This window comes from Olleya sp. UBA1516 (genome assembly GCF_002323495.1).
GTDB lineage: Bacteria > Bacteroidota > Bacteroidia > Flavobacteriales > Flavobacteriaceae > Olleya.
This window is the reverse complement of the sequence record NZ_DCQO01000009.1, coordinates 130,128-156,168: the sequence shown is the minus strand read 5'-3', so window position 1 is coordinate 156,168 and position 26,041 is coordinate 130,128. Positions and strand designations below refer to the sequence as shown.

Genomic DNA, 26,041 nt, shown 5'->3' with positions numbered 1-26,041 from the left:
ATATTAAGTAACCGTTTACTTTTTAACAAACTTTAAAGTATTACCATCTTCTAATTTAAATAGGTATAAGTCACTAGATAAATTCTGAATATCTATACTTTCATTTTTTTCAACTTTACCTTTTAACACTTGTTGTCCTAAACTATTATAAACCGTGTAGTTTAAAGCTTTTTCCATATTAGACACTTTAATAAAGTTACTAGAAGGATTAGGATATAATTGTAACGATTTGCTTAAAACAAACCCATCTACAGATAAAGTCGGTAAGTTGTATTTAGAAATTTTATTTGCATCAAATTCAGCTATATAAACTTCGCTAGTATTAGCTGCTAAACCAATCGGAGTTTGTACTCCAGACACTAAATCTTCCTTAGTAGGTACTGCTGCTAAAATATCAACTTTTGAAACTTTATTTGCTGTATACTCTGCTACATATAACGTGTTTCCGTTTATAGTCAAATCGATAGGAGAATTAAAGCCAGTAATAAAATCTGTACCTGTTGTTGCTCCTGAAGCTACATCAAGTGTGGACACTTTATTACCTGAAAACTCAGCGATGTACAGTATATCATTTTTAAAAAAGATTCCGTAAGGTGCATTAAATGCGTTAGCTACTAAAACAGCGGTTGGCACTGCATCTGTTAGATTTATTTTAAAGATTGAATTACTACCTGTTTCTGCATAATAAAGTTCGTCTCCTTTAATAGCTAATCCTGTTGGATTATTTAAACCAGAAATTACTGTTGACATTGTAGCTGTTGGTGCAGAAATATCAATTCTAGATATTTTATTACCAAAATGTTCTGCCACATAAATAAAGTTACCTGTTGCAACAATACCCATTGGTCTATTTAATCCTGTAATAACATTTGATTTAGTCGTTGGTAATGGAGCAGTAATATCTAATTTAGAGACAATACCACTATTAAACTCTGATATGTACAAGTCGTTACCAGACAATGATAATCTATAAGGGTTAGTTGTACCAGTTGTCACAACAGTTGTTTGAGCATTGATTGTAAAGATACCAAACACTAAAAATAATAAATTGTAAATTTGTTTCATAAGCGAATTTTTAAGCCTTAAAAATTAATTTTCGGCAAAATTTAGGAAAGGGGTTTTTAATTAGATTTAAATAAAAATTGAAATAATAGCTACATTATTGCAGTTGCAAAAATATATTTAAAAAGGTTAAAAAAAGTTCCATTTGTACCAATTTAATTACCATTGGTCGTTTTTTTCTTACAATAAAAAACCTGTTTACAATAGCTATATTATAAACAGGCTTAACATAATTAATTAGTTTTTTACTTATTTTCCAACGAGTCTATTTTGCGTTTTAATTTAGCAATATCGTCTGCTTCTCTTTGCTTGACCATAGAGTCATATTTACGCTGTAAAGCCTCTAGAGATTCTTTTTCTTTTATGGTGTTACCTTTTAAATCTGTAGTATCAATAGCTATAAATTGATCGTTTAAATCTTTCATTATAGCTTCTACTGCTTTTTCATCGTCCATATAATAATCATCAATACCTTCACTTGCTCGCCAAGCTTCATTTAATTGATCGTAAACAGATTTTTCCCACTGACTTGGGTGTTTGGCATCTATCCAAACAACATCTCTATATTCGCTATCAATTAAAGCTAAATCTGGTGTTGCAGAACCATCAAATTGTGCTCCTTCTGCTTTTATTGAAGATATAGTCCCTAAAAAGAACATACGTTTACGACCTGCTATATTTTTAATGTATGGTCTAAACTCGACAGGTTTATTTACAGACCAATCATATTCTTTTCTGGATTCAATAACCTTTAAAGGCATTGCCGAAACACCTGCATAACCTTGTTTTTTTGAGGCATGATCATAATAATATAGTTTGTTTGTTCCATCAGCTGGCACAAACACGCTAAACGTTAAACTTGTACGCTCATCGCCAACAGGCTCCAGACCAAACCAATGATACAAACCACTATAAGCATCAGATTTTGAGTCTGAAAAATCAAAATCCGTCACAAATGGTTGTTGGTTTTGATCATCCGGAAGATTAGGTATCTTAACAGCTGTTTCCATGTTCCAAGGTAATGGATCACTAAATCCACCTAAAAACTTAAGCGATTCGGCTTGTAAACGTGATACTTTTTCTGATAATGTGTTTTGACGTGTTAAATAAGGATGATTCTTCATATCTTCTGGTGCTATAAAGGTTCCTTTACCTATCGTAACACGCTCAATATAATCGCTAAAATCATGTGCACCACTATCTATTACCATTACACCTCCAAAGGTTGGATAAGGGAAGAAAAAACCTTTCCATTTAATTAAACTTACCACTTCTACCCATTGACCGTTGTCATTTTTCATATAAAACGTGTCACTTGGTTCGTAATTAAATAGCATCCAAGGATTAAAACGTTGTACTACTGCATTGTATGTGTTTCTGCTAAATTTTAAAGATTCACCAATAGAAAATGTGGTTGAAATTCGGTTTTCGTTAGAAAAACGAGGAAAAGGTGTCGTACTTGAGACTGAAAACACTTCTTCTGTATTATCACTAATCCCTTGCCACACATATTTTTCAGTAGGTTGAATCGCCATAGTCCATTTGTTCTCGTCATCCACTCTTACTAAATGTGGTAATGAGACATCTTTGGTTTCTCCGACGCTTTCATTAGCCATAGAAAAAATGTTTCGTAAAGGCTGAATGCGTTCGTTTTGGGTTAAAGGCAGTTCGTTAATTTCAACTTTATTTAAATTATTAAATACGTTATATGTTTTCATATAATCATATAATTGATAGTGCCAACCAGCTGTGTAAAGCACTCCAAAAAAGACCAATAATCCTGCCAGGATACCTAGACGTTTTCCTGTAGATGCCGAGTTTCGGAAGCTACGAAGTCCAAAAAATAATAGTATTGCACTTAATAAAATGACAAAAATATATTTACGGATAAATAACAATACAGGCTGATAATCGTCTCTTAAAAAAAACAATAATGCAATTACAATTATTGCTACAATAATTACAACTGCTTTTTGCTTTCCGCCTTGATTCCAATACTTTTTAATCATATATCTATAATTTAGGTGATTAGCTTTAGCTAAAAACCGAATTGTGTTTTATTTTTATTTAATTCCTAAAAATTACATTAGTCCTTTATCCTTAAGACGTTCTCTAGCACTTTTTTCTGGTCCTTTAGGTGTTTCTTTTATTTCTTTTTTAGCTGCTTCTACAACTTTAGCATCCTTATTTTTAAAGTCTTCTAAAAACTCTTTTCCTTTATTTAAACCATCTTTTACTACATCTTCTATTGAGTCTGATTGCTGCTCAATCACCTCTCCTGATTTAAGTACAAAGTTTGCAACATAAGTTCCTATTAAAGTTCCGAAAATAGCAGAAGCAAATGCTGAAATACCATAATAAGTACTAAAAATAGCTATTGGAGTTAAAAACTGAATGATTAGCGCTGCAATTAAAAATGTAAATGCAACAAACAATACTCTAGGCAAAATAGCTTGCTTATAAATAAATCCTTTTGGATTTCCTGGTTTCATCTGCAGTTCTTTACTATTAAATACTTTGTTAAAAAAGCGATACACTGCATTACTTTTAGACTCTGTCCAATAAATAAAAATCCCAAAAAGAATTGCTCCAAAAAATATTATAATTTCTAAACCCATGGTTTTAATTGTGTTTTGATTAATAAAAAGGTGTTTGATTGCAACCTTTACTAAATTAGTCTATAATTTTTAAATATTGTTACTTATGGTTTCTATAACCCAATCTTTAAATGAGTCATCCCATGAGTTATATTGTCTATAAAACTCTTCTTTATCATACCAATACAAGAATAAAACATCTTTTGGAGACACATTAATTAATAATTTCCATATTAAATCTTGATGCTTTGCTATTAATGAAGAGTGTGGTAAATGCAATGCATTAAACAAATTAGAATCTACTATATCTGCTATTTTGTATTGGTTACTAACTTCAAGTTTATCCAAATACAACTCCACACCCATGATGCGTTTTCTGGTATCAATATCTAATTTATTTAGGTAACTTTTAAACAATACTGCATCATTTAAAATATCACGTAATGGATGTTGCGTATCTTTTAACGCCATAGCAAATTCCATTTTTTTAATACGTTGGTATCTGTCTGTGTTTAAAGCTTCTTCCAAATCGTGTTCAATAATAACATGATTACGCAATTTGTCCATTAATTCTGGCTGCTCAATATGAAAAATAGTAATGTCGTAAATCGTGTCTTTAATAGCTTCTTTGTACCATTTAAGATTTTCAAAAACAATAATTGGCGAAATAAAATCACGCAAAACATAAACACCTCCAAACGACTTTGTGTAAAATGAATCTGTTTGATATTGTAAACTATGTAAGCTTAAATCGCGTCCACGTAAATCGCCATATGTTTGGGCTGATTCTAAAAGTTTTGCATGTAAATCTTCATCAATAAAATTATTACCTTGTTTAAAACTATCAATTAATTGCTGTTGCTGCTTTTGTATTTGATCTAAGTTATTTATTAAATGAAATTTGATATAAACCTTATCGTATTTAAGCACATCTAGTGGTTCATAAAAAGCATCAATATCTTGGTCAAAATCTATGCATATAGCAGAATCCCTTGTAATGTCATTGATTTTTTGACCATGAACTTGAAACACCTGCTTCATCATCTCTCTATCAAAACTATGAAAAGGCGAATACACAGGTTTTCCTTTTTGTAAAGGTGAAATAATTATGGCATGTGGATTAGCTTCGCCATTATTAAGGTACATTGTTGTTCCTTTTTCTTCTGCAATTTCTGGACTATAACCAATCCCATCAATTGAAAAATGGGTTAGTTTTGTTGGTGTAAACCCTAATTTTTGAAGGCATAGATTATAACGGTCTACCAACTTACCACTAATTGGAATAAGCTCACTTCTGTAAAGGTTTGCTAGTTTAAGTTTATTCATTACACCTTTTAATTTCTTTTATTATTATTTATCACAAGGTTACGGTTACGCATCAAACACATTATTTATTTGAGCATACTGCAATAAACAAATGGTTTTTATATCTACTAGTTGACCTGTTTTAATCATTTGTAAAGCTTCTGTAAATGGTATTTCTAACACTTCAATATCCTCATGCTCACTATCCAAACCACCTCCATCACTAACTTTCATGTCATCTGTATATTCTGCAGTAAAATAATGTAAAATCTCAGTCAAAGCTCCTGGAGAAGAATACGCCTTAAATATTTTAGTAACTGTGTTAACTTTATATCCAGTTTCTTCTTCAATCTCTCTAATAATACAAGCTTCTGGTTGGTCATTATCCAACATCCCAGCACAAGCCTCTAGAACAAAACCAGAGTCATTTCCGTTTAAAAACGTTGACACTCTAAATTGTTTTGTTAAAATAACCGTTTTCTTAATCTTGTTATATAACAAAACTGTTGCTCCATCACCTCTATCATAAGATTCGCGCTTTTGATTTACCCAAGATTCATTTTTCATTTTATATGAAAACGACACCTCGTTTAACGTTGCCCAACCTTTATATAAGGTATTTATTACTACATTTTTTAATTTATTGGCCATTACTAAATAAATCTCTTGCTTTAGTTTCTATGTTTAATTGGTTGATTCTAGCGTCTACCTTACGTTTAAAGTCCGTATCTGCAATAGTTGCAACGTTGTCTAAATATCTTACCACTTCTTGTCTTCTAATTTCTGAAAAGTTTAGACCTTTCATGTTAGATTTCATTAATTCTTGTAACATATTAAATTTAGTATTATAATCTTTTTTGAAATACGTTTCCGGATTATCAAACCAGCTTTGTTCTAAATCAAAATCTGTTAAACGCAGCGACACTGCACTTTGGATATTACGCACATCTCTGGAAGAGAAAAATGGAAATATCTTCTGAATCTCTTTATATAAAGTCGCATAAAATTGGTGCGAGTTTGTTTTATGTTGTGTTTCTGCTTTATCGTAAGCTTCTAAAACACGTAATTCCGTTGGTTTATCTGACACGTTTAAGATTTCTCCCATATTTGTTGCTAGTCCTTGATCCTGTAAATATTTATAATCTGCAGGTCCTTGCATGTTAACAAACTCTGGCATAGTCTTATCCAGTTTACTCCACCATAAATGATCTTGATCTAAAAAATCATGTTCACTACGTGCACCATCAATTTTAAAACGACCTTGGACACGTGATATAACTGCTTTATCTAACATTTCTGGAAGGTTAGTAAACAACCCAATTGAGCTGTTACCATAATTAACTGCGTAAGCACCTTCTGTATATCTTAAAAAGACACCAATAACTTCTTTTACACCTGCAGACACACCTTGTGCTGTACGTTCTTGCAAGTTATTTTCAGCATCATCAATTGGAGCAAATATTAATTTTGAAGGATCTTGCATTGGTTTCATCCAATCCACCATCTTCTCAGCAGATCCACCTTGAAATGTACTAATTAAGGTATCTGGCATTGGGTGGAATAAAAACGGAATATCTAAATGGTCACAATGTTCTTTTAATCTAGTTGCTATTGCAGCAATTAACATACTTTTTCCAGTTCCAGGAATACCATAACCCATAAAAACTGGCATAAAACCACCAAGCTCTTGAAAGGGGTTTTTCTTTGCTTCAAAATCGTAACTCAACATACGTTCCGTTAAACGTCTTGCAAAGTGTTTTGCATCTCTGTTACCTACAATTTGCTCGAATTGAATTTTATTAAACTCAACACTTTTTGCGGTACCTTGAAAGGTGTTTTCCCATCCTGAAATAGCAAAATCACTGTTTTCTAATTTATAGGTTCTGTCAACGATAGTCTCAGTATATTCTAAGTTGCTTCTGCGTAAACTGATTTCGGTTAACAAAGCTTCAAAATATACCACTGTAAAATCTGCAACGTCTTTGTCTGATTTTATAATATTTGGATGTGCTAAATATTTATCATAATAAAATAACGCACAAGAGACACCTTTTAATGGTGATAGTAATGAGACTTCTGGAATACCAGCAAATTTTTGCTTCATAACACTTAAATCGTCAGAAGCATGAGGTTTTAACAAGTGTAAAATTTTATAAGCAGTCGCAAATAACATAAACGCACTTGCTGTTTGCATCTTACTTTCATACTCACGTCTACCATCATTATCCAAAGCCGATTTACGCTCGTTTAGACTAGATAAACCTGACGCATCATAATAACTGTCTTTTATCCAAATCCCTAAAGTTAATCCTTCTTGTACTGCGTATAATGTTTGATTTAAAAGAATTGGTATGGCTACCGAATCTGGTAATAATCGCTTTTTTAATGCTAAAATGGTTTTTGAAACCGAAGTGATTGATGCAGACGATCCATTATTTGCTTTAGACAGGTATAATAATATTGACTCATCTTTAGCGTCTTTATCTTTGTTTTTTGCTCGAGATCCTTGTTCCCAACTGATACTTTTTAAGTATGATGAAGCTTCGTCACGTAAAACGTCTAATTCTGATTTTTTTATAGGGAAGGTTGAGTTGTGTTCCATGTAATTTTAGTTTTCGGTTTGTCGTCGCAGTATACAGTGATTACTCAAAATGCTTACGCTTCTTAAACTTTAAATATTTATTTTTTTTTAAAATCGCAACACTACAAAACTGAGACTGCGATTGTAAACTGTTTTTAATTTTTATCAATTTTTAAATCTGATACCTGAAAAGGTGGTTTTGCCAACTTATTCATAATCTCTGGATTTTTATTGTATAGTAATTGGATGATACGATGTGGTGCAAATACGTAACCTTCTTTTATTGGTGTACTCCAATTTTGAAGTGTTTGTTTGCTAAAATATCCACCTTCTTTAAATTGGCCTCCTGTAAATACTTCGTGAACTTTAAAAGACAAAGCATAAGCTTCTAAAGGAATTTCTTTTTTACCTATTGCTTCTAGAATGGTGTGCGTTAAATCGTTATCGTCTTTTGCAAATACGTTATGAAAAGCACCTATATCCAAACGTTTTATGTGTTTTGGAAATACATTTTTTAATCGTCTATCAATACCATAAGCCATAGTATCCATATTCATTTTACGATCTGCCACTGTTTTTAAAGTGTCATATATGTCTTCTTTTTCTTTTAATGGATCTTTACCATCATAATCAAAGTACATATAGCAAATAAAGGGACGGTTTAAGGAGACATCGTAAAAACTCCAACTGGTCATATAAGTTGCCTTACTACCTTCTGGTGCTTTTATAATTTTACCTTGTACAAAACGGTTAAAAATATATTGCTGCTCTACTGATGTGTAATATACTATTGATGCTGCTTGAAATAATTTATCACGTCTAACAGGTTGTTTTTTGCGTAATAATTGGTCCAGAAATTCGTCTTGAAGTTCTGACACATCTTTTAACTTGTTTAAATAGTTGTCGCGTAAAGACAGGTCGTTATATAGGTATCTAAACTCTAAATAATTAGGAAAACCAGAATCTGTAACATCTACCTTCATGTTGTCTTCCTCATCGTACATGTATTTGACACGCATGGCTTCTATGGAGTAAAGTAGTAAGTCGCAGTATTGTTTAAAGAAAACAATTTCTTGTGGAGTACATAAGCCATTTTGTTGTACGCCAACAATTAATTCTTTTAAGGCAAAATCTACCTTTTTGTGATAAAACACATATTGATCTTTACTATCTAATATAGATGAATCTAATGGTGTGACAATGTGGTTTATACTCATTTTAAATGTTCAATATTCAGTTGTTATAGTCCGTTTTAAGTCTGTTAAGCTTTGAATGTTTTAATTATGATAACCCTTTTTTTTATTTGTTAGATACTTAAATAATGCCCAAATTAGAAAACCTCCAAAAAAGGTAATATTAGACCAACCTATTATTTGACCTATAAATGTATTACTGATTTTTAGGATGTAAATACCAAGTAAAATAAAACCTATCATGATTATGATTGCAATTACTAGTCTTAATTGTTTTGACATTTTACTATTGACTTTTATTTTTGATTTGCACTTTAAGGTTTGAGTAAGCGCGTTAAGGATTGAAGTGGTATCCTTTTGCTTTTTTGCAAAAGATATAACGTAAAGCCTGACCTACTTTAGCCCTTAAAAGCTAAAGTAGGTAACGCTAAACTAATTTTAAGACAATAAATCGTTGTTTGATGCTTCTGGTTTTGGTGCTCCTGCTGGTGCATCGTCTCCTGAAGGTGTTGTATTATCTGAGTTATAATACTCTTCAAAAATCTCTTTCATGTCAATTCCGTAACGGTCTGCAAAATTCTTTTGGATATCCACATCTTTTGCTCTAATCTCATGCAACGCCTCTGCATAACTGCGATAAACACCTTGCATAACTTTTTCGTGCACTGGAATGTTGTCCATCATCTCTTGACGTGCTCTTGCACTTGCGGTATGCATTGATGCTAAAGTCTCTCCGATATGCTCGTCTGTTTTAACTCCTAAATGCTCTAAAATAGCAGCAAACTCTTGATCTGTACGTGCTTTTAAAGCCACGACATAACCGTCGTAATATTTAAGACGCTCTTCTGTATCTGACTTTAATTTAGCACGATGTGTTTGCAAATTACTACGTAATGAAGTTAATACTTTGATTGTTAAATTATGCTTGTGTACAAAACTATCTTTAGAGGCAGCAAGGGTTGTATAGGCGTTTTTAAGTCCTTCTAACTCTTCTACTTCTTGCTCTAGTTTAGTTACTTTTGATAACGCTTCAGAGTATTCTGTAGATTGTTTATCTGCAACTTCTTCTAGTGCTTGACGTGATTGTTTAAGTAATGCGTATTGCGTTTCTAATTTAGCTTCAGTTTCGTCTTTTTTCTCTAAAGCTTTGGTATGGTTTTTAGACGCTTCTACGATTGCATCTTGTAACTTATCTTCTACTTCTTTGATTTCTACCTCACGATTTTTAAGACGTGTTACTGCTGCTTGAGACTTGTATGATAACTCACTTAATAGTGTTTGTATGTCTGCACTTTCGATACGTTCTTGAAACATTGCTTTTGCTTTGTTATCTGCTCCTGCACGTACTTTTTCGGCTGCCTCTAAAGCTTTTTCTGCAGCTTTAATTTTGCTTTTACGTCCCCAAAGGTTATTCCACCATGTGTCAGGTTTGTTTTGTGCGTCTTCTAACTCGATTTTAGAACGTTCTAATGCTTTTTGAGCATCGTCGATTACTTTTTGTTCTTTGTCATTTAATGATGAAAAACGCTCAAATAAAATACCAACCTCGTCTTGGTAATCTGTTAAGTCTTTAATAGCATCTAAAAGTGTGGTACGATCTTTTTCTGCCATACCGACAACGTCGTCCAATGTTGCGTTTAAGATTTTTTGACGACTTTCTGGATCGTCTTCTTGTGCTAATTTGGATTTCATGGTATCAATTGCTTTTCCCCAATTGACATCTACTTTCTCTGTTTTTTCGTTAGCGTTTGTTTCTAATAAATCAAAATCATCAGACATATATATTCTTGTTTTTAAGGTTGGACAAATTTTGTGTAAGCAATTTCGTTAAAAAATATTAGTTGTGGAAATATTTGTTGCTCATATTATAAGTATTAATTGTTATAAAAATGTTACAAATAATTTTGACCAATAAAAAAGTAAGTATCTTTATAATAAAATTTTTAAAATGAAAAAATTAGCACTACCTATATTAACAATAGCCTTACTATTAACAAGTTGTAAAGGTGAACCTAAAACGGAAATTGTAAAAACTGACATTGACACTACAGAAACTGTTAGTAAAACTTTAGAAATTACACCTATCAGTCACGCAACAATGGTATTAAATTATGGTAACGAGACCATATATGTAGATCCTACAGGAGGAAAAAAAGCGTTTGAAGGTCAAAAAGACCCAACTATTATTATAATAACAGATATACATGGTGATCATTTAAGTATTGATACTTTAAAAGAGTTGCAACTAAACAATGCTTTGTTAGTTGTGCCTCAAGCAGTAGCAGATACATTTGAAGCAGATTTTAAGCCTATGCTGCGAATTATAGCTAATGGACAAACTGCTGTGGTAAAAGATATACCGTTAGAAGCAATTGCAATGTATAATTTACCGGAAGACGAGACTTCTAGACATCCTAAAGGACGCGGAAATGGTTATATTTTAACTTTTGGTCGAGAACGTGTTTACATCTCTGGAGATACTGAGGATATTACTGAAATGAGAGCTTTACAAAATATTGATAAAGCATTTGTATGTATGAATTTACCTTACACTATGACTGTAGATAGTGCTGCAAGTGCTGTTTTAGATTTTAAACCTAAACAAGTGTATCCTTTTCACTACAGAGGAAAAGATGGTTTGAGTGATGTTGCTAAATTTAAAACGTTAGTTAATGAAGGTAATCCTGATATTGAGGTTGTACAACTACAATGGTATCCTGAAAAATAATTATTATATTTGGAACTGTTATTTCCCCAAATTATCATTTTATGACGTCTAAATTTTTACTTATTTTACAAAGTATAGCAGAAGCATCCGTAAAACTGCCTAATGAAAAACTAATTACAATTCTTGCTATTGCTTTAATTACAATGACTAGTTTAGTTGCTCTAAATATTTATAAAGTATACCAACTAAAAAAGGAGATTAAAAGACTTAAAACTAAATAATCATGATTCTAGCTGTTCAAATAATATTTTGTATCCTAATATATACGTTAGTATTTTTCTTGCCTATTTATAGATCTTTTATTTTAAAAAGAAAATGGAATAAAGCATTACGTCAATTTGACATTAAAAACAGCGAAATTGAAAGTATAGATTTATTCAATTACAAAACTAATAATAATCATATTTATTAAAGTGAATACCCACTTAATACTAAATTAAAATAAATATAATCATGGATTTGTGGATGACACTTACTTTTTGGATGCTTTGTTTTGCTTTTGTTTTTATTCTTATTTTAATGACAAAAAAACAAATGAAAATAGATAGAAAAGAAATTGCGCTTGATCTGGAGAATAAAAAAATAGAAACGTTATTAAAATCGCAAAAAGATAGTAATAACTATACAGATTTTACTGATGGTCATTTATATCAATAAAAAGAAAACATAAAAAAAGCAGACTAATTAGTCTGCTTTTTTTATGCTTAAAAATTAGTAAACTTATCTTACCAATTTTTTATACTTGATACGTTTTGGCATTAAATCTCCACCTAAACGTTTTTTCTTATTCTCTTCATACTCACTAAATCCACCTTCAAAGAAATAGACTTGAGAGTCGCCTTCAAACGCTAAAATATGCGTACAAATACGGTCTAAAAACCATCTGTCGTGAGAGATTACTACTGCACAACCAGCAAAGTTTTCTAGTCCTTCTTCTAATGCACGTAATGTATTAACATCTAAATCATTGGTAGGCTCATCTAAAAGTAATACGTTACCTTCTTCTTTAAGTGTCATTGCTAAGTGTAAACGGTTACGCTCTCCACCAGACAGTAGTTTTACTTTTTTGTTTTGCTCACCTCCTGAGAAGTTAAAGCGACTTAAATAAGCTCTAGAATTTACTTCTTTTCCACCCATCATGATCAACTCTTGCTCATCACTAAAGTTTTGCCAAATGGTTTTTTCTGGATCAATATTAGAGTGTTTTTGATCTACGTAAGCAATTTGAGCAGTTTCTCCTACTTTAAACTCACCTTTATCAGGCGCTTCTTCACCCATTATCATTCTAAAAATTGTAGTTTTACCTGCTCCGTTTGGACCAATAACACCAACAATACCTGCTTGAGGTAAATTAAAATTTAAATCTTCGTATAATAATTTATCATCATACGCTTTGCTTACACCAATCGCATCAATCACGTTAGTTCCTAAACGTGGACCATTTGGTATATAAATTTCAAGTTTTTCGTCAAGTTGTTTTTGATCTTGACTCATTAACTTGTCATAATTTTTTAAACGTGCTTTTTGTTTTGTTTGACGACCTTTAGCACCTTGTTTAACCCATTCTAGCTCACGCTCTAAAGTTTTTTGACGTTTAGATGCTGTTTTGCTTTCTTGAGCCATACGTTTAGATTTTTGATCTAACCATGACGAGTAGTTTCCTTTCCATGGAATACCTTCACCTCTATCCAATTCTAAAATCCATCCTGCTACGTTATCTAAAAAGTATCTATCGTGCGTTACAGCAATTACAGTTCCTTTATATTGTGCTAAATGGTGCTCTAACCAATGTACAGATTCTGCATCCAAGTGGTTAGTAGGCTCATCTAATAATAAAACGTCTGGTTCTTGCAGTAATAAACGACATAAAGCCACACGACGTCTTTCTCCTCCAGACAATACACCTATTTTTTTATCACCATCTGGCGTACGTAACGCATCCATAGCAATTTCTAACTTTGTGTCTAATTCCCAAGCATTAGATGCATCAATTTGATCTTGAAGCTCTGCTTGACGATTCATAAGCTTTTCCATTTTATCTGGATCGCTATATACTTCTTCTAAACCAAATTGATCGTTAATTTTATTGTATTCTTCTAAAATAGCTACGGTTTCTGCAGCACCTTCACGTACCACTTCCATAACTGTTTTATCATCATCTAATTGAGGTTCTTGCTCTAAATACCCTACAGAATAACCAGGTGAAAAGACAACATCTCCTTGATAATTTTTATCTACACCTGCTATAATTTTTAGTAATGTAGATTTACCAGAACCGTTTAGACCTAAAATTCCAATTTTTGCTCCATAAAAGAAGCTTAAGTATATATTTTTAAGTACTGGTGTTTGAGCACTTTGAAATGTCTTGGTCAAACCAGACATTGAGAAAATTACTTTTTTATCGTCAGACATTTATTGTAATGTTTTAATTATTAATTTGATTATACTCTTCCTTTAAGTGCGTTAAACACCCAAGCCACAGCAAAAAAACCGACACCAACAGCTGCAAAACCCCAACCTGCTACATCGTCGTATCTAAAGGCGCCTAATGCGATTAATGCTAATCCTACTATTATCATTATTGTGGTAGCCCAAGCTAACACAGTATTTTTATTCATTGCCATAATCTATTTTTAGTAAAATTTGAATTACAAATATCGTTTATTTATACAAAAAAAGCATCCTATTTAGGATGCTTTTTTCGATAAAATTATACATATACTAAGACATAGGAACTTCTATAAAAAGTAATTGCGCATTGCTATTAGTATTAATTGTAAAACTATCTGTATCTGACACTCCTAAAGCATCTCTTGTAGATAATATATTATTGAGGATAGTTACGTCTCCAGAGATAGTCATTATATAGGTTCCGTGTGATTTACTTATGGTATTATAAGTGTAATTTTGACCTTGGGCTAAATCTATTCTGGACAACTTAGCATCTTGGTGGATTTTTAAACCTTCATCCTGATTATCAATAGATGACACCAATGTCTGTAACTTACCTTGTCGCTCTTCCGCATTAAAAAAACGTTGATCATAACGTGGAGTAACATTTGTTTTATTTGGTATAATCCATATTTGAAACAAGCTTAAATACTCGTCTGTTTTAGCATTCATTTCTGAATGCATTAATCCACTACCAGCACTCATAATTTGTACTTCCCCAGATTGAATGGTTTCCCATTTATTTCCCATAGAATCCTTATGCTTAAGCGTACCTTTTAAAGGTATCGTGATAATTTCCATATTATCATGTGGATGCGTACTAAAGCCCATACTTGGTGCGATAACATCATCATTTAAAACACGTAAGGCTCCAAATTGAATTTTTTCGGGATTATAAAACTGTGCAAAACTAAAACTGTGATTAGCTTGCAACCAACCATGATTTGCAAAACCACGATCTGATGCTTTATGTAGTATTGTTTTCATAATTAAAATTTATTATCTCATTTTATCTAACAAATCACTAAGCCTTCCTGCTTCTTCTTCCGTCAGTTTGTCTATCAAATTATGCGATGGATTGTTGGGCTTAATTTTATCCAATAAATCCAATCCACTTTTAGTAATTTCAATTAAAACTACACGTCTATCCTCTGGAAAAGCAATACGATTAATTAGTTTTTTATCACAAAGTTTATCGGTCAAACGCGTTAAATTTGGTGCTCGTTCCACCATGCGCTCCTTTATAGTTTGCACTTTTATTGGCTCCTTTGCTCCTCTTAATATCCTTAAAATATTATATTGTTGCGGAGACAAACCGTAGATTTTAAAAAAGTCGTTTTGATAACTAGTAATATAATTTGCTGTATACAGAATATTTAGCATGGCTTTTATTCTGTTATTTTCAAACTTAGAATTAATGTCTTTGGCAAAATCACCCATGACTTTTAATTTATTATTTAAATATTAAAGACGTTCTGCTAAAGTATTAACAGCTTCTACTAATGATGCTTTCAAGTCTGCATCAACAATTTTGTCTTCTTTAAAATTATCATTAAATGATGGTAAGCTAAATTTAGCAACAATGTTTGCATCATGAATTGGGAATCTGTTTTCTGCAATTTCAAAGACTGATTGTCCTCCTCTTGCTCCTGGAGACGTGCTCATTAATAACATTGGTTTTTGCTTAAACAATTTGACATCAATCCTAGACATCCAATCAAACAAGCTTTTAAATATTGCAGTATAAGCACCATTATGCTCTGCTAACGAAATGATTAAACCATCCGAAGACATTATTTTATTTAACAAATGTTGCGCATTGTCCGGAATTCCGGATTTACCCTCTAAATCCACGCTGTATGTTGGTACATCAAAATCGTTTAAATCCAAAACTTCAACTTCTGTATCTTTTAATAAAGAAGATGCGTATGTTGCTAATTGTTTATTTATTGAAGTCTTACTATTACTTGCTCCAAATGCTATTATATTTTTCATCTGTAAATTTATTTTATACAAATATACAATATATATATTACATGGAAACTAAACCCTTGTTTAATATTTAAAACGAAACAAATTAACTTAAATAGTGTTAGGTAATTAAAAGCAGAATTATTGAATATAGCGTACAATTAAAAAATTGTAGTTTTATTAGACTATTTTCTTTTGTATTTTTACAACAAACAAAATAACTACAATGGATATTAACTTCAATAAAAACGAAGATCATAACAAATTATTACTTTCTGAACTTAAAACCAAACTAACCAAAGTCAAGTTAGGTGGTGGAGAAAAACGTATAGAAAAACTGCATGCACAAGGTAAAATGACCGCAAGAGAGCGTGTTAATTACCTTTTAGATAGCAATAAAAAAAGTATCGAAATTGGTGCTTTTGCAGGAGAAGATATGTACGCAGAACATGGTGGTTGTCCTTCTGGAGGTGTTGTAGTTAAAATGGGTTACATTAAAGGTAAACAATGCATTGTTGTTGCCAATGATGCTACAGTAAAAGCTGGTGCATGGTTTCCTATTACAGGAAAAAAGAATTTACGTGCTCAAGAATTAGCAATTGAAAACAAATTACCAATTATATACTTGGTAGATTCTGCTGGCGTATACTTACCAATGCAGGACGAAATTTTTCCAGATAAAGAACATTTTGGACGAATTTTTAGAAATAATGCTATCATGAGTAGTATGGGAATTACCCAAATTGCTGCAATCATGGGAAGCTGTGTGGCTGGTGGTGCTTATTTACCAATAATGAGTGACGAAGCTATAATTGTAGATAAAACGGGAAGTATTTTTCTAGCAGGAAGCTACCTAGTTAAAGCTGCAATTGGTGAAACAATAGATAACGAAACACTTGGTGGTGCAGACACACATTGCGAAATTAGTGGTGTTACAGATTATAAAGCTAAAGACGATAAAGATGCTTTAGAAAAAATTAAACGTATTGTAGACAAAATTGGAGATCATGACAAAGCTGGTTTTAACCGAAATGAGCCACAAAAACCAAAAGAAAATCCACAAGACATTTACGGAATTTTACCAAAATCTAGAGCAGATCAATATGATATGAAAGAGATTATCAAACGATTAGTTGATAACTCAGAATTTGATGAATATAAACAGGACTACGGAAAAACTATTATTACTGCTTACGCAAGAATTGACGGTTGGGCTGTAGGTATAGTGGCTAACCAACGTACTTTAGTTAAAAACGCCAAAGGAGAAATGCAATTTGGAGGTGTAATATATAATGATAGTGCAGATAAAGCGACACGTTTTATTGCTAATTGCAACCAGAAAAAAATCCCATTAGTCTTTTTACAAGATGTCACTGGTTTTATGGTTGGAAGTAAAAGTGAGCACTCTGGTATTATAAAAGATGGTGCCAAAATGGTTAACGCTGTTAGTAATAGTGTTGTACCAAAATTTACTATAATTTTAGGTAATAGTTATGGAGCAGGTAATTACGCTATGTGCGGAAAAGCCTATGACCCTAGATTAATTGCTGCTTGGCCAAGTGCAGAACTGGCGGTTATGAGTGGTAATAGTGCTGCAAAAGTTTTATTACAAATAGAAACAGCATCGCTTAAAAAGAAAGGAGAAACGATTACTAAAGAAAAAGAAGACGAGTTATTTAATAAAATTAAAGCTAGATACGATAACCAAGTATCACCTTACTATGCTGCAGCACGTATTTGGACAGATGGTGTAATAGATCCATTAGATACAAGAACTTGGATTAGCATGGGAATTGATGCTGCAAACCACGCTCCTATCGAAAAACCTTTTAACATGGGTGTTTTACAAGTATAGGTAAATGAAAAAACGTAGTTTATTTTTACTAATTATCACTTTTATAATCAGCTTTGGACTTTACCAAGTCTATGTATTTTATTTTGATAATAATGATAACATACAGTCTATTTATTTAGTACCTAAGGATGCAGTTTACATTATAGAAAGTCAAAAGCCAATAAACAATTGGGATGCTATAAGTAAAAATGATATTTGGAAACATTTAAACACAAACACATATTTTAATACCCTTGCCACAAACTTAAATAAGTTAGATACTATATTTAAGCAAAAGCAAGGGGTTTTTAATCGTATTGGAAACAGAGAAATATTAATTTCGGCACACGTTTATGCTCCAAAACAATATGGCTTTTTATATGTAGTCGATTTACAAAAAATAGCAAAGCTAAATGTTATTAAAAACAACTTAAATACTGTTATAAATAGTAATTATAAAGTTAGTAAACGCTATTATAAGGAAAATGAAATCACGGAGATTTACGACGTTAAAAAACACGAAACCCTTTATATAAGCTTTATTAAAAACCAAATGATTGCGTCCTATACGCATACTTTAGTTGAAGCCTCAATTGATCAATATAGTAATCCTGAGATTGGTAGAAATCTTAATTTTATTGAAGTCAAAAAACATGTTGGTTATAACGATATGTTTCGTTTATACTTTCAGTATGATTATTTAGATGAATTTGTTAATGTTTTTTCAGATACACCTGGAGATTTAACAAAAACACTTAGTCAAAGTTTAGAATTTAGTGGTTTTAGTTTTGATTTAGAAAAAAACGCTATTGTAGCTAATGGTATTACAAATACTAATGACCAAGCTTCAACGTATTTAAAAGCGCTTCAAAAATCAGGACAAGGTAAGCGTACCATTAAAAACGTAGTTCCTAATAATACTGCAATTTATTTAAGCTTCGGTTTTAAAAGTTTTGAAGACTTTTATTCTAATTTTGAAACCATTCAAAAAGAAAACCCTGAACAGTTTAAAAGTTATGCTGAAGGTACTTCTCAAATAGAAAGCTTTTTAAAAATAAATCTCAAAACCCATTTTATGAGTTGGATTGATGACGAGATTGCTTTAATTCAACTTCACTCTAATGTATCTGACTCAAAAAAAGATGTCGCATTAATATTAAAAACAAAAGCGATTGACGATGCTAAAGACAACTTAGATTTTATATTAGAACAAATTAGAAAACGTACACCAGTAAAATTTAAAGAAGTTAATTACAAAGGATACGCCATAAATTTTATGTCTATCAAAGGTTTTTTCAAAATCATTTTAGGCGATTTATTTTCAAATATTGAAAAACCTTATTTTACAATTATTGACGATTATGTAATATTTAGTAATGAGCCCAATACCTTAAAAAGTATAATTAATGCTTACACAAACAAAGAGACCTTAAACTATTTTAAAGCCTTTAATGACTTTGACAACAGGTTTAATAATAGGTCTAGTGTGTTTGCTTACGTTAACACACCTAATTTATATAACACAGCTTATGACTTTGTAGATATTGCAACTAAAAAACAGCTAAAAACTAATAAAGATTACTTTATATGTTTTCCGCAAATAGGCATACAATTAACACCAAGTAAAAACGACTTTAAAAGCCAATTAATACTAGAGTATCAAACGCCTGAAAAAGTTAAGTCTAGCTATACTTTTGAGGATGATAAACCAAAAACAATTATTACAAATTCTATTAGTCTTACAGAAGAGAACATTAATAAAGATACCGTTTTTAACATTCCAGAATTATATCCTTCTGATTTAACTGCTCCAATTTTTACAAAAAAATACTCTAACGGAAACCCACGTTTTTCTGTTGAACTAAAAGATGGATTAAAACATGGTAGCTACAAAGCGTATTATCAAAATGGAAATTTAAAAATTTCGGGTAAATATAGAAAAGACAAACAAGTTGGCACTTGGAAAGCATATGATATTAATGAAAATTTAATTTTTAAAACACGTTTTTAAATACTAACTTTAAAAACAAAAACAACCACTTTGATTTATAAAAAAATAGTTTTTCTAGTTACGCTACTTGCTTTTGCTACCAGTTTTTCTCAATCTACAGATTTTAAACCCCTTTTAAAAACGGATTATACCATTAAAAAAAATGTAGATACACTTCATGTCAAATATCCTTTACACACTAACGTTACTAGAGACAAAACCATAAAAAGTAAGGATACGACTGCTTTAAGTTTTGTTAAGGATTTTGATTTATTTAAAAATAATTACTTTTTAAGACAATATAAAAGTTTAATTTTTAAGCAAGATAGTAGTGCAATAATTTACCAATGGAAAGAACCTATTGTTGTTTACTTTGATCACAACATTCCGCAGGAAATCACAAAAAATATAAGTCAGTTTATTTTATCAATTCCCGAAATAGATAATTTAAACATAACTATTAGCAAAGATATAAACAAAGCTAATTATTACATCAAAATAGCAAATCAAGAGGTGTCAGCTTTAACCGAAAAGCAAAAAGCAGAAACGCCAAAAGACCTAATTGACACCTATCCTTTTTCTAAAATAATACACGATTGGAATGGTGATTATAATTATAAAATGTATTCTGGTGTATTACAAATTAGTCCATCCTATATTAACGATCCACAATTATTGGATAACGTTAAAAAAGTGTTTTTTATCTCATTAATACAGTCTAAAGACTATCGTGTTTATGACAACACCTCTATATTATCATCTTCCAACTCCAATTTTTCAACTCTTGGTGCAATTGATATTGTGCTACTTAAATACCATTACAAAAACTTATATAAATTTAAAGTAGACTATACTGTTTTTTCAGCATTAGAAAACTATTACAAACAATTAGCCAATGACTAAATCACTACTTATAGCCATCATATCACTAACTTTAGTGCAATTAGTACAGGCACAAACACCACACCAACCAAAAAACGTCCAATACAGGATGTCTTTAAAACAGTTTAAGGCTAAATATAAAACGCCATTAACTGCAAAGGACACTTTAAACTTTGTTTATGTAAATAATGACACCATGGTTATTGTAAAGGATTATGTCCGAAAACCTGGCGCTAGCGTACCTTACCAGTATAAAGACTCTACATTTTTAGACGTGTATAAAACCATAGCATTTAATCACTACAAAGATTCTGTTAGCAAAAAAACTACCATGAAATATTGGAAAGAAGACATTGCTATTTTCTTTTCCAATTCTGTAGATAAAAAAGTTAAAAAAGAATTTATGGCTTTCGCCGAAAAGACTTTACAGAACGTTGATTCTTTATCCATAAAAGAAGTCAAACATGTCGAAGACTCTAATTATATTGTTTATTACAATGATGGTTTTGAGTACGAATCAAGAATCAGTAATTATAAGAAATCCGACTATTATATGCATTGGAACAATAAAAATCAAATTTACAGATTATCTCTTAGACTTATAAAGGAAGACTTTTTTACACCTAAATTACGCTTAAGAGAATTAAAAAAATATTTTATAAAATCATTAGGGTATTTTGAGTTTAACCAAAGTATAGATAACAAGCACTTTTTTTCTGGTAGTCATGATAATGATTATCAATTATCAGATTTTGATACTGAGATTATTAAATACCATTATTCCTACGGAATATGTAAAGGTACCAACTTAGAAACATTTGAAGACAATCATAAAAAAGCAAAAGAGTTATTAAAAAACAGACAAATATTACTAAGCTTTTTTCATGAGTTTGAATAAGTTTTAAAACTGTAATCATAAAAAAAGGAACACTAAATAGTGTTCCTTTTTATTTTAAATAATCCAGAAATAACCAGAAACAGGATTACTTAAAAGTGCTTATTAATCTAACAAATTCTGCTCTGTATCCAGACTTATCTTCACCTCTACCTTTATTTGCTAACGCAATTACATCTTGGGTATTAGTATTATTATAAAACTGAGACTCTCTTAACTGCATTCCAAACAACGCAACAGCACTAGCAAAATTCATGTCTTCAGTAGCTTCTGTTGTTTCATTTTTTTGCACATGTATCATTTCAATACTTTTATCTTCATTAGGTTTTTTGTATCTAAATTTAACAGTAAACAACTCATCATTGTATTGGTTTGTAACAGCTTCATTTTGTGTGTATTTTAAATCTATTGCTTGTTTAGCGTACTCACTTTCTATGCCAACCGGAAGCACTTCATATAAAGCGGTTACTGTGTGTCCTGCACCAAGTTCTCCAGCATCAATGCTATCATTAACAAAATCTTCGTCTGCTAACAACCTGTTTTCATAACCAATTAAACGATAAGCTTGTACATGATTAGGATTAAATTCTACTTGTATTTTTACATCCTTAGCAATGGTAAACAAAGTCCCACCAAATTCGGTTTCAAAAATGCGTCTTGCTTCTTGCATGGTATCGATATACGCATGATTTCCGTTACCTTTATCTGCTAAAATTTCTAATTTATCATCCTTATAGTTTCCATAACCAAAACCTAAAACTGATAAAAAGACACCTGATTCTCTTTTTTTAACAATCAATTTTTCCATAGCATCATTACTAGATGCGCCAACATTAAAATCGCCATCAGTAGCTAAAATTACTCGGTTATTGCCTTTTTTATTAAAATTTTCTTGTGCCAATTTATAAGCTAACTCAATACCTTGACCACCTGCTGTAGATCCACCAGAATTTAATTGATCTAAAGCTTTTATAATTTTTGTTTTATGTTTCCCTGATGTTGGCTTTAATACTACTCCAGCTGCTCCTGCATATACTACAATAGCGACATTGTCTTGTGGTCTTAATTGATTAACTAATAATTTAAAAGCCTCTTTTAAAAGTGGTAACTTGTTTTGATTACCCATTGATCCTGAAACATCAATTAAAAAAGTAAGATTGGCAGCTGGTAAGTTTTCATTATCATAAATTTTACCTTGTAAACCAATTTTAACCAACTTAGTATCCTTATGCCAAGGGGTTTTTACAACTTCTGTATTGATAGAAAAAGGATGTTCATCTGTTGGTTGTGGGTAATTGTAGTCAAAATAATTAACCATTTCTTCAATTTTTACCGCATTTGCAGGAATTAATTGTCCATTGTTAATCATACGTCTTACATTGCTATAACCAGCCTTATCTACATCTATAGAAAAGGTTGACAAAGGTGTTGTGGCTGCTATTTTAAATTTATTTTCATGAATTTTAGTATAGCTTTCGCTTAAAAATTTATGTTGCAATTCTTTATTTGTTTGTACAAATTTTGAAATCTTGGCATTTTCTTTATTACCATCTACTGTCGTGACTATAATTACACCATTGGCACCTTGTGACCCATATAAAGCTGATCCTTCTGCACCTTTAACAACATGAGTAGATGTAATTTTTTTTGGTGCTAAATTGACTAATTTTTCAGCCGAAGATATTTTACCATCAATAACAATAAGTGCCTCATTTGTACCTGATAAAGATCTATTACCTCTTAATACAATTCTTGTAGTTTGATTAACACCATTATTTTTAGTTTTGATTTTTAAACCAGATACTTTACCTGCTAAACTATTGACTACGTTTGGATTGGAAGCTTGTATAATTTCCTCTGATTGAATGGTTGTCACAGATTTTTTTACTTCGTCTGTTGAGCGTGAAATCCCTAACACAGTAATTGCGACTTCATCTAAACTACCGTTTTCTTGCAAAATAACATTGATTGTATTGGCATCAGTTACCACAACTTGTTCTGAATTGTAACCTAAATAGCTAAATACTAAAACATCTTTAACTTTAACAGAAATACTATAGTTACCATCAAAATCGGATGTTGTCCCATTAGCTGTTCCCATTTGTAATACTGTAGCAGATGGTAATGGCAAACCATTTTGATCTGTAATAACACCAGATACCGTTTTTTGTTGTGCATGTAATTGTACTACCATAAATAGTGCAATTATTAAATTTAATCCTGTTTTCATGATAAGGTAGTTTTAAAGTTTAAAACAAACCTATAACCAAACTAAGGATTATAAAACCAGTATTGAGGGAAGCGCTATTTTGAATTAGGCAACGCTACTTTTTAAGTAATTTAAGTGTTTCATTTCTGTTAACTTTACCAGAACTTGTTTCAGCGAAAGCTGGAATAGCAAACGTTTTTTTAGGCATTTCAATTGCTTTTAATTCAGAAAACACATGAGCATCTAAAGACGTATTTTCTGCTTCAATTACTAATATTGCAACACTACCAAAAGTTTTATCTTCTTCTGAAGTTATAAAAAAACGAGACTTTATTTTTGATTGCAATTTTGCTTCAATCTGTTCCGGAAATAATTTAACACCTCCAGAGTTAATAACATGATCTGCACGTCCTAACCACTCAAAAGTGCTTTTAGAGTGTAATTTAACCACATCATTAGTTACAATTTGGTCCTTGGTTAAAAGTGGTGCGTCTATGACTAAACACGCTTTGTCATTTTGTGAAATTGTAATATTAGGTAATATATTAAAGTATTGTGGTCCACTACTTTTTAATTGCTTAAGTGCAATATGCGTAATAGTTTCAGTCATACCATACGTCTCAAAAATACCTGTTTTTAAGTTTTCTAATTTTAATCTTAAGGGAATAGATAATGGAGCTCCACCAATAATTAGAGTTTTAATATTGCTAAGTCTATGTAACGTTTTTTCTGCTTGCGCAGGAATCATAGCCACAAAATCATAATGCTTTTCAGGATCAAAAGTAGGGTTTGTAGTGGGCTGTACACTATCAATTTCTAATCCTAAAACTAAAGCGCGAACCAACATCATTTTACCTGCAATATAGGTAGCAGGTAAACACAATAAAGCAGAATTACCAGGTTGAATATTAAAAAAATCACCTGTTGCAATAGCAGAATTAACCATAGCTTGCTTATGCAATTTTATGGTTTTTGGCTTACCTGTAGAGCCTGATGTTTTAGCTAAAATGTAGTTACTGTTATCTAACCAGTGGGATAAAAAATCACCAATTTCTTTCTCAAATGGTAAACCCTCTTTAATAAAACTATAGGCAACCTCTTTTAAATCGTCAAAAGTATAATGTTTCCCATTAAGCCTAAATCTATTGTGTATCTTATCAAAGTTTGGTGTCATAGTTTAGTCTAAAACTTTATAATTCTCAGTGACAGGTGCTTCTATGGTTCCAAATAATTTTTCTTTCCAATTGGTCCATTTATACACCTTTGCAAAAATTATTAGTAAAATAGGGAATACAACAAACACAGGAATAAAAATATCACCATAGCCCTGTCCAGGTTCTGACACATCTTTTAAAACAGAATGTGTTTGTAATACGGTCCAATCTGCAGACACTAATAAAGCACCAAATAAATTATTAGCAGCATGAAACCCTAATGCAAGCTCCATACCATCGTCCATTAAAGTTATAATACCTAAAAATAATCCTGTACCTATGTAATATACCATCACACCATAACCTAGCTTACCTACTTCTGGATTAAAAACGTGCATTCCTCCAAAAATAACCGAAGTTATAATCAAAGGAATCCAATTACGATTTAATGCTTTACTTAGTTTTATGTACGAAGTAGATTCAAAAAAATCAATCTTCTGTAATACTTCAAATATTATTTTTCCTAAAACTAATAGAATTCCAATAAAACCTCCTCTTTTCCAAAATTCTATATTTGTTTTAGTACTCAAATAAATTATAATAGGCATCGAAATTATAGTAAAAATAAATCCATATGCAAAATTTTTATTAGTGGTAACCGTTCCAAAACCCTGCATCAAATATCCTCTAAAAATATACTCTTCTAAACTGGTCTGTATTGGTATTAATAATACAGCCACTACTAGTAAAATTAAAAAACGATTTAACTCAAAATTCCATACATAACTCTCTGGACTAGCAAAATAATCTATTAAAATCATCGTAGAAGTAATCACTCCCCAAAACAAAAAAGCAAATAGTACACGTTTCCAATCTATTTTTTTTCTGGCAGTCGTAACCGATTTCACTGTTTGATTATGTAAATATTTTACAACAATAATTAGTCCTAAAAATCCAAAAGCAAAGGATAATAACAATAAAAATAAATTTAAATTAGGCTCTAAAACGCTCATTAATGCTTGCTCATCCATAGCATCAATAGAGCCACCATTACTAACATATTTAATCATTGCAGCGATAGCAAAGGGGAATTGTCCAATAACTGCAAAAATTGCAATAATTAAAGATCCTACTAAATAACGCCAAAACTCGTGCTTAACATTAAAGGCTTGTTTTATAAAATCCATAG

General features: G+C 31.3%; 24 protein-coding genes. 7 read left to right on the top strand and 17 right to left on the bottom strand.

The annotated features are described in order from the left end of the window. Positions 1 to 15: 15 nt before the first annotated feature. The 9 genes from B2989_RS04815 to B2989_RS04775 all read right to left on the bottom strand — a co-directional run bounded on the left by B2989_RS04815 (position 16) and on the right by B2989_RS04775 (position 10,517). Positions 16 to 1,065 (bottom strand): T9SS type A sorting domain-containing protein, encoded by a 1,050-nt coding sequence (locus B2989_RS04815; protein WP_292944961.1) that lies wholly within the window; start codon positions 1,063 to 1,065, stop codon positions 16 to 18. Between the two features lie 242 nt (positions 1,066 to 1,307). After that, positions 1,308 to 3,071 carry a hypothetical protein gene (locus tag B2989_RS04810; RefSeq protein WP_292944958.1) on the bottom strand — a complete coding sequence of 588 codons (1,764 nt, stop codon included), beginning with the start codon at positions 3,069 to 3,071 and terminating at the stop codon, positions 1,308 to 1,310. A gap of 72 nt (positions 3,072 to 3,143) precedes the next feature. Beyond that, the gene (locus B2989_RS04805) at positions 3,144 to 3,680 is read right to left on the bottom strand and encodes a hypothetical protein (RefSeq protein WP_292944955.1); all 537 of its coding nucleotides are present in this window, start codon (positions 3,678 to 3,680) and stop codon (positions 3,144 to 3,146) included. 69 nt (positions 3,681 to 3,749) lie between these two features. Further along, positions 3,750 to 4,985 (bottom strand): DUF6638 family protein, encoded by a 1,236-nt coding sequence (locus tag B2989_RS04800; protein WP_292944952.1) that lies wholly within the window; start codon positions 4,983 to 4,985, stop codon positions 3,750 to 3,752. Positions 4,986 to 5,030: 45 nt separating this feature from the next. After that, positions 5,031 to 5,615, bottom strand: coding sequence for an NUDIX domain-containing protein (locus tag B2989_RS04795; RefSeq protein WP_292944949.1), 585 nt, complete (start codon positions 5,613 to 5,615; stop codon positions 5,031 to 5,033). Then, positions 5,605 to 7,566 (bottom strand): AAA family ATPase, encoded by a 1,962-nt coding sequence (locus tag B2989_RS04790; protein WP_292944946.1) that lies wholly within the window; start codon positions 7,564 to 7,566, stop codon positions 5,605 to 5,607. Before B2989_RS04790 ends, B2989_RS04795 begins: the two co-directional genes overlap by 11 nt. 134 nt (positions 7,567 to 7,700) lie before the next feature. Further along, positions 7,701 to 8,762, bottom strand: coding sequence for a hypothetical protein (locus B2989_RS04785; RefSeq protein WP_292944943.1), 1,062 nt, complete (start codon positions 8,760 to 8,762; stop codon positions 7,701 to 7,703). Positions 8,763 to 8,822: 60 nt separating this feature from the next. Then, positions 8,823 to 9,020, bottom strand: a complete 198-nt coding sequence (locus B2989_RS04780; RefSeq protein ID WP_292944941.1) for a hypothetical protein — start codon at positions 9,018 to 9,020, stop codon at positions 8,823 to 8,825. A 156-nt stretch (positions 9,021 to 9,176) separates the two neighbouring features. After that, positions 9,177 to 10,517, bottom strand: a complete 1,341-nt coding sequence (locus B2989_RS04775) for a microtubule-binding protein (protein ID WP_292944938.1) — start codon at positions 10,515 to 10,517, stop codon at positions 9,177 to 9,179. A 169-nt stretch (positions 10,518 to 10,686) separates the two neighbouring features. Between B2989_RS04775 and B2989_RS04770 the strand changes: the two genes are divergently transcribed. The 3 genes from B2989_RS04770 (at position 10,687) to B2989_RS04760 (ending at position 12,123) form a co-directional block, all read left to right on the top strand. Then, positions 10,687 to 11,466 carry an MBL fold metallo-hydrolase gene (locus B2989_RS04770; protein WP_292944935.1) on the top strand — a complete coding sequence of 260 codons (780 nt, stop codon included), beginning with the start codon at positions 10,687 to 10,689 and terminating at the stop codon, positions 11,464 to 11,466. Between the two features lie 41 nt (positions 11,467 to 11,507). Further along, positions 11,508 to 11,687 (top strand): hypothetical protein, encoded by a 180-nt coding sequence (locus tag B2989_RS04765; RefSeq protein WP_292944932.1) that lies wholly within the window; start codon positions 11,508 to 11,510, stop codon positions 11,685 to 11,687. Between the two features lie 313 nt (positions 11,688 to 12,000). After that, positions 12,001 to 12,123, top strand: a complete 123-nt coding sequence (locus tag B2989_RS04760; RefSeq protein ID WP_292944929.1) for a hypothetical protein — start codon at positions 12,001 to 12,003, stop codon at positions 12,121 to 12,123. A 63-nt stretch (positions 12,124 to 12,186) separates the two neighbouring features. Here the strand turns inward: B2989_RS04760 and ettA are convergent, their stop codons facing one another. The 5 genes from ettA to B2989_RS04735 form a co-directional block, all read right to left on the bottom strand. Continuing rightward, positions 12,187 to 13,878, bottom strand: coding sequence for an energy-dependent translational throttle protein EttA (gene ettA / locus B2989_RS04755; protein WP_292944926.1), 1,692 nt, complete (start codon positions 13,876 to 13,878; stop codon positions 12,187 to 12,189). A gap of 29 nt (positions 13,879 to 13,907) precedes the next feature. Further along, positions 13,908 to 14,090, bottom strand: a complete 183-nt coding sequence (locus tag B2989_RS04750; protein ID WP_028281998.1) for a CAL67264 family membrane protein — start codon at positions 14,088 to 14,090, stop codon at positions 13,908 to 13,910. Between the two features lie 97 nt (positions 14,091 to 14,187). Further along, entirely contained in the window at positions 14,188 to 14,904 is a 717-nt protein-coding gene (locus B2989_RS04745; RefSeq protein ID WP_292944915.1) for a pirin family protein, read from the bottom strand. Positions 14,905 to 14,916: 12 nt separating this feature from the next. Next, positions 14,917 to 15,357 (bottom strand): MarR family winged helix-turn-helix transcriptional regulator, encoded by a 441-nt coding sequence (locus tag B2989_RS04740; protein WP_292944912.1) that lies wholly within the window; start codon positions 15,355 to 15,357, stop codon positions 14,917 to 14,919. A 24-nt stretch (positions 15,358 to 15,381) separates the two neighbouring features. Continuing rightward, a complete protein-coding gene (locus tag B2989_RS04735; RefSeq protein ID WP_292944909.1) occupies positions 15,382 to 15,912 on the bottom strand; it encodes an NADPH-dependent FMN reductase in 531 nt (176 codons plus the stop codon). A 202-nt stretch (positions 15,913 to 16,114) separates the two neighbouring features. Between B2989_RS04735 and B2989_RS04730 the strand changes: the two genes are divergently transcribed. The 4 genes from B2989_RS04730 to B2989_RS04715 are packed head-to-tail and all read left to right on the top strand — an operon-like array spanning position 16,115 to position 21,492. Further along, positions 16,115 to 17,743 (top strand): acyl-CoA carboxylase subunit beta, encoded by a 1,629-nt coding sequence (locus B2989_RS04730; protein ID WP_292944907.1) that lies wholly within the window; start codon positions 16,115 to 16,117, stop codon positions 17,741 to 17,743. A 4-nt stretch (positions 17,744 to 17,747) separates the two neighbouring features. Then, entirely contained in the window at positions 17,748 to 19,733 is a 1,986-nt protein-coding gene (locus B2989_RS04725; RefSeq protein WP_292944904.1) for a DUF3352 domain-containing protein, read from the top strand. A 30-nt stretch (positions 19,734 to 19,763) separates the two neighbouring features. Then, entirely contained in the window at positions 19,764 to 20,615 is an 852-nt protein-coding gene (locus B2989_RS04720) for a hypothetical protein (RefSeq protein ID WP_292944901.1), read from the top strand. Further along, entirely contained in the window at positions 20,608 to 21,492 is an 885-nt protein-coding gene (locus B2989_RS04715) for a hypothetical protein (protein ID WP_292944898.1), read from the top strand. Before B2989_RS04720 ends, B2989_RS04715 begins: the two co-directional genes overlap by 8 nt. Positions 21,493 to 21,577: 85 nt before the next feature. On the opposite strand, the gene B2989_RS04710 is transcribed toward B2989_RS04715, so the two are convergent. The 3 genes from B2989_RS04710 to B2989_RS04700 form a co-directional block, all read right to left on the bottom strand. After that, positions 21,578 to 23,719, bottom strand: a complete 2,142-nt coding sequence (locus B2989_RS04710; protein ID WP_292944895.1) for a YfbK domain-containing protein — start codon at positions 23,717 to 23,719, stop codon at positions 21,578 to 21,580. A gap of 94 nt (positions 23,720 to 23,813) precedes the next feature. Then, entirely contained in the window at positions 23,814 to 24,872 is a 1,059-nt protein-coding gene (locus B2989_RS04705; protein WP_292944892.1) for an AMP-binding protein, read from the bottom strand. Positions 24,873 to 24,875: 3 nt separating this feature from the next. Beyond that, positions 24,876 to 26,039, bottom strand: a complete 1,164-nt coding sequence (locus B2989_RS04700) for a CPBP family intramembrane glutamic endopeptidase (protein ID WP_292944889.1) — start codon at positions 26,037 to 26,039, stop codon at positions 24,876 to 24,878. Positions 26,040 to 26,041 lie beyond the last annotated feature (2 nt).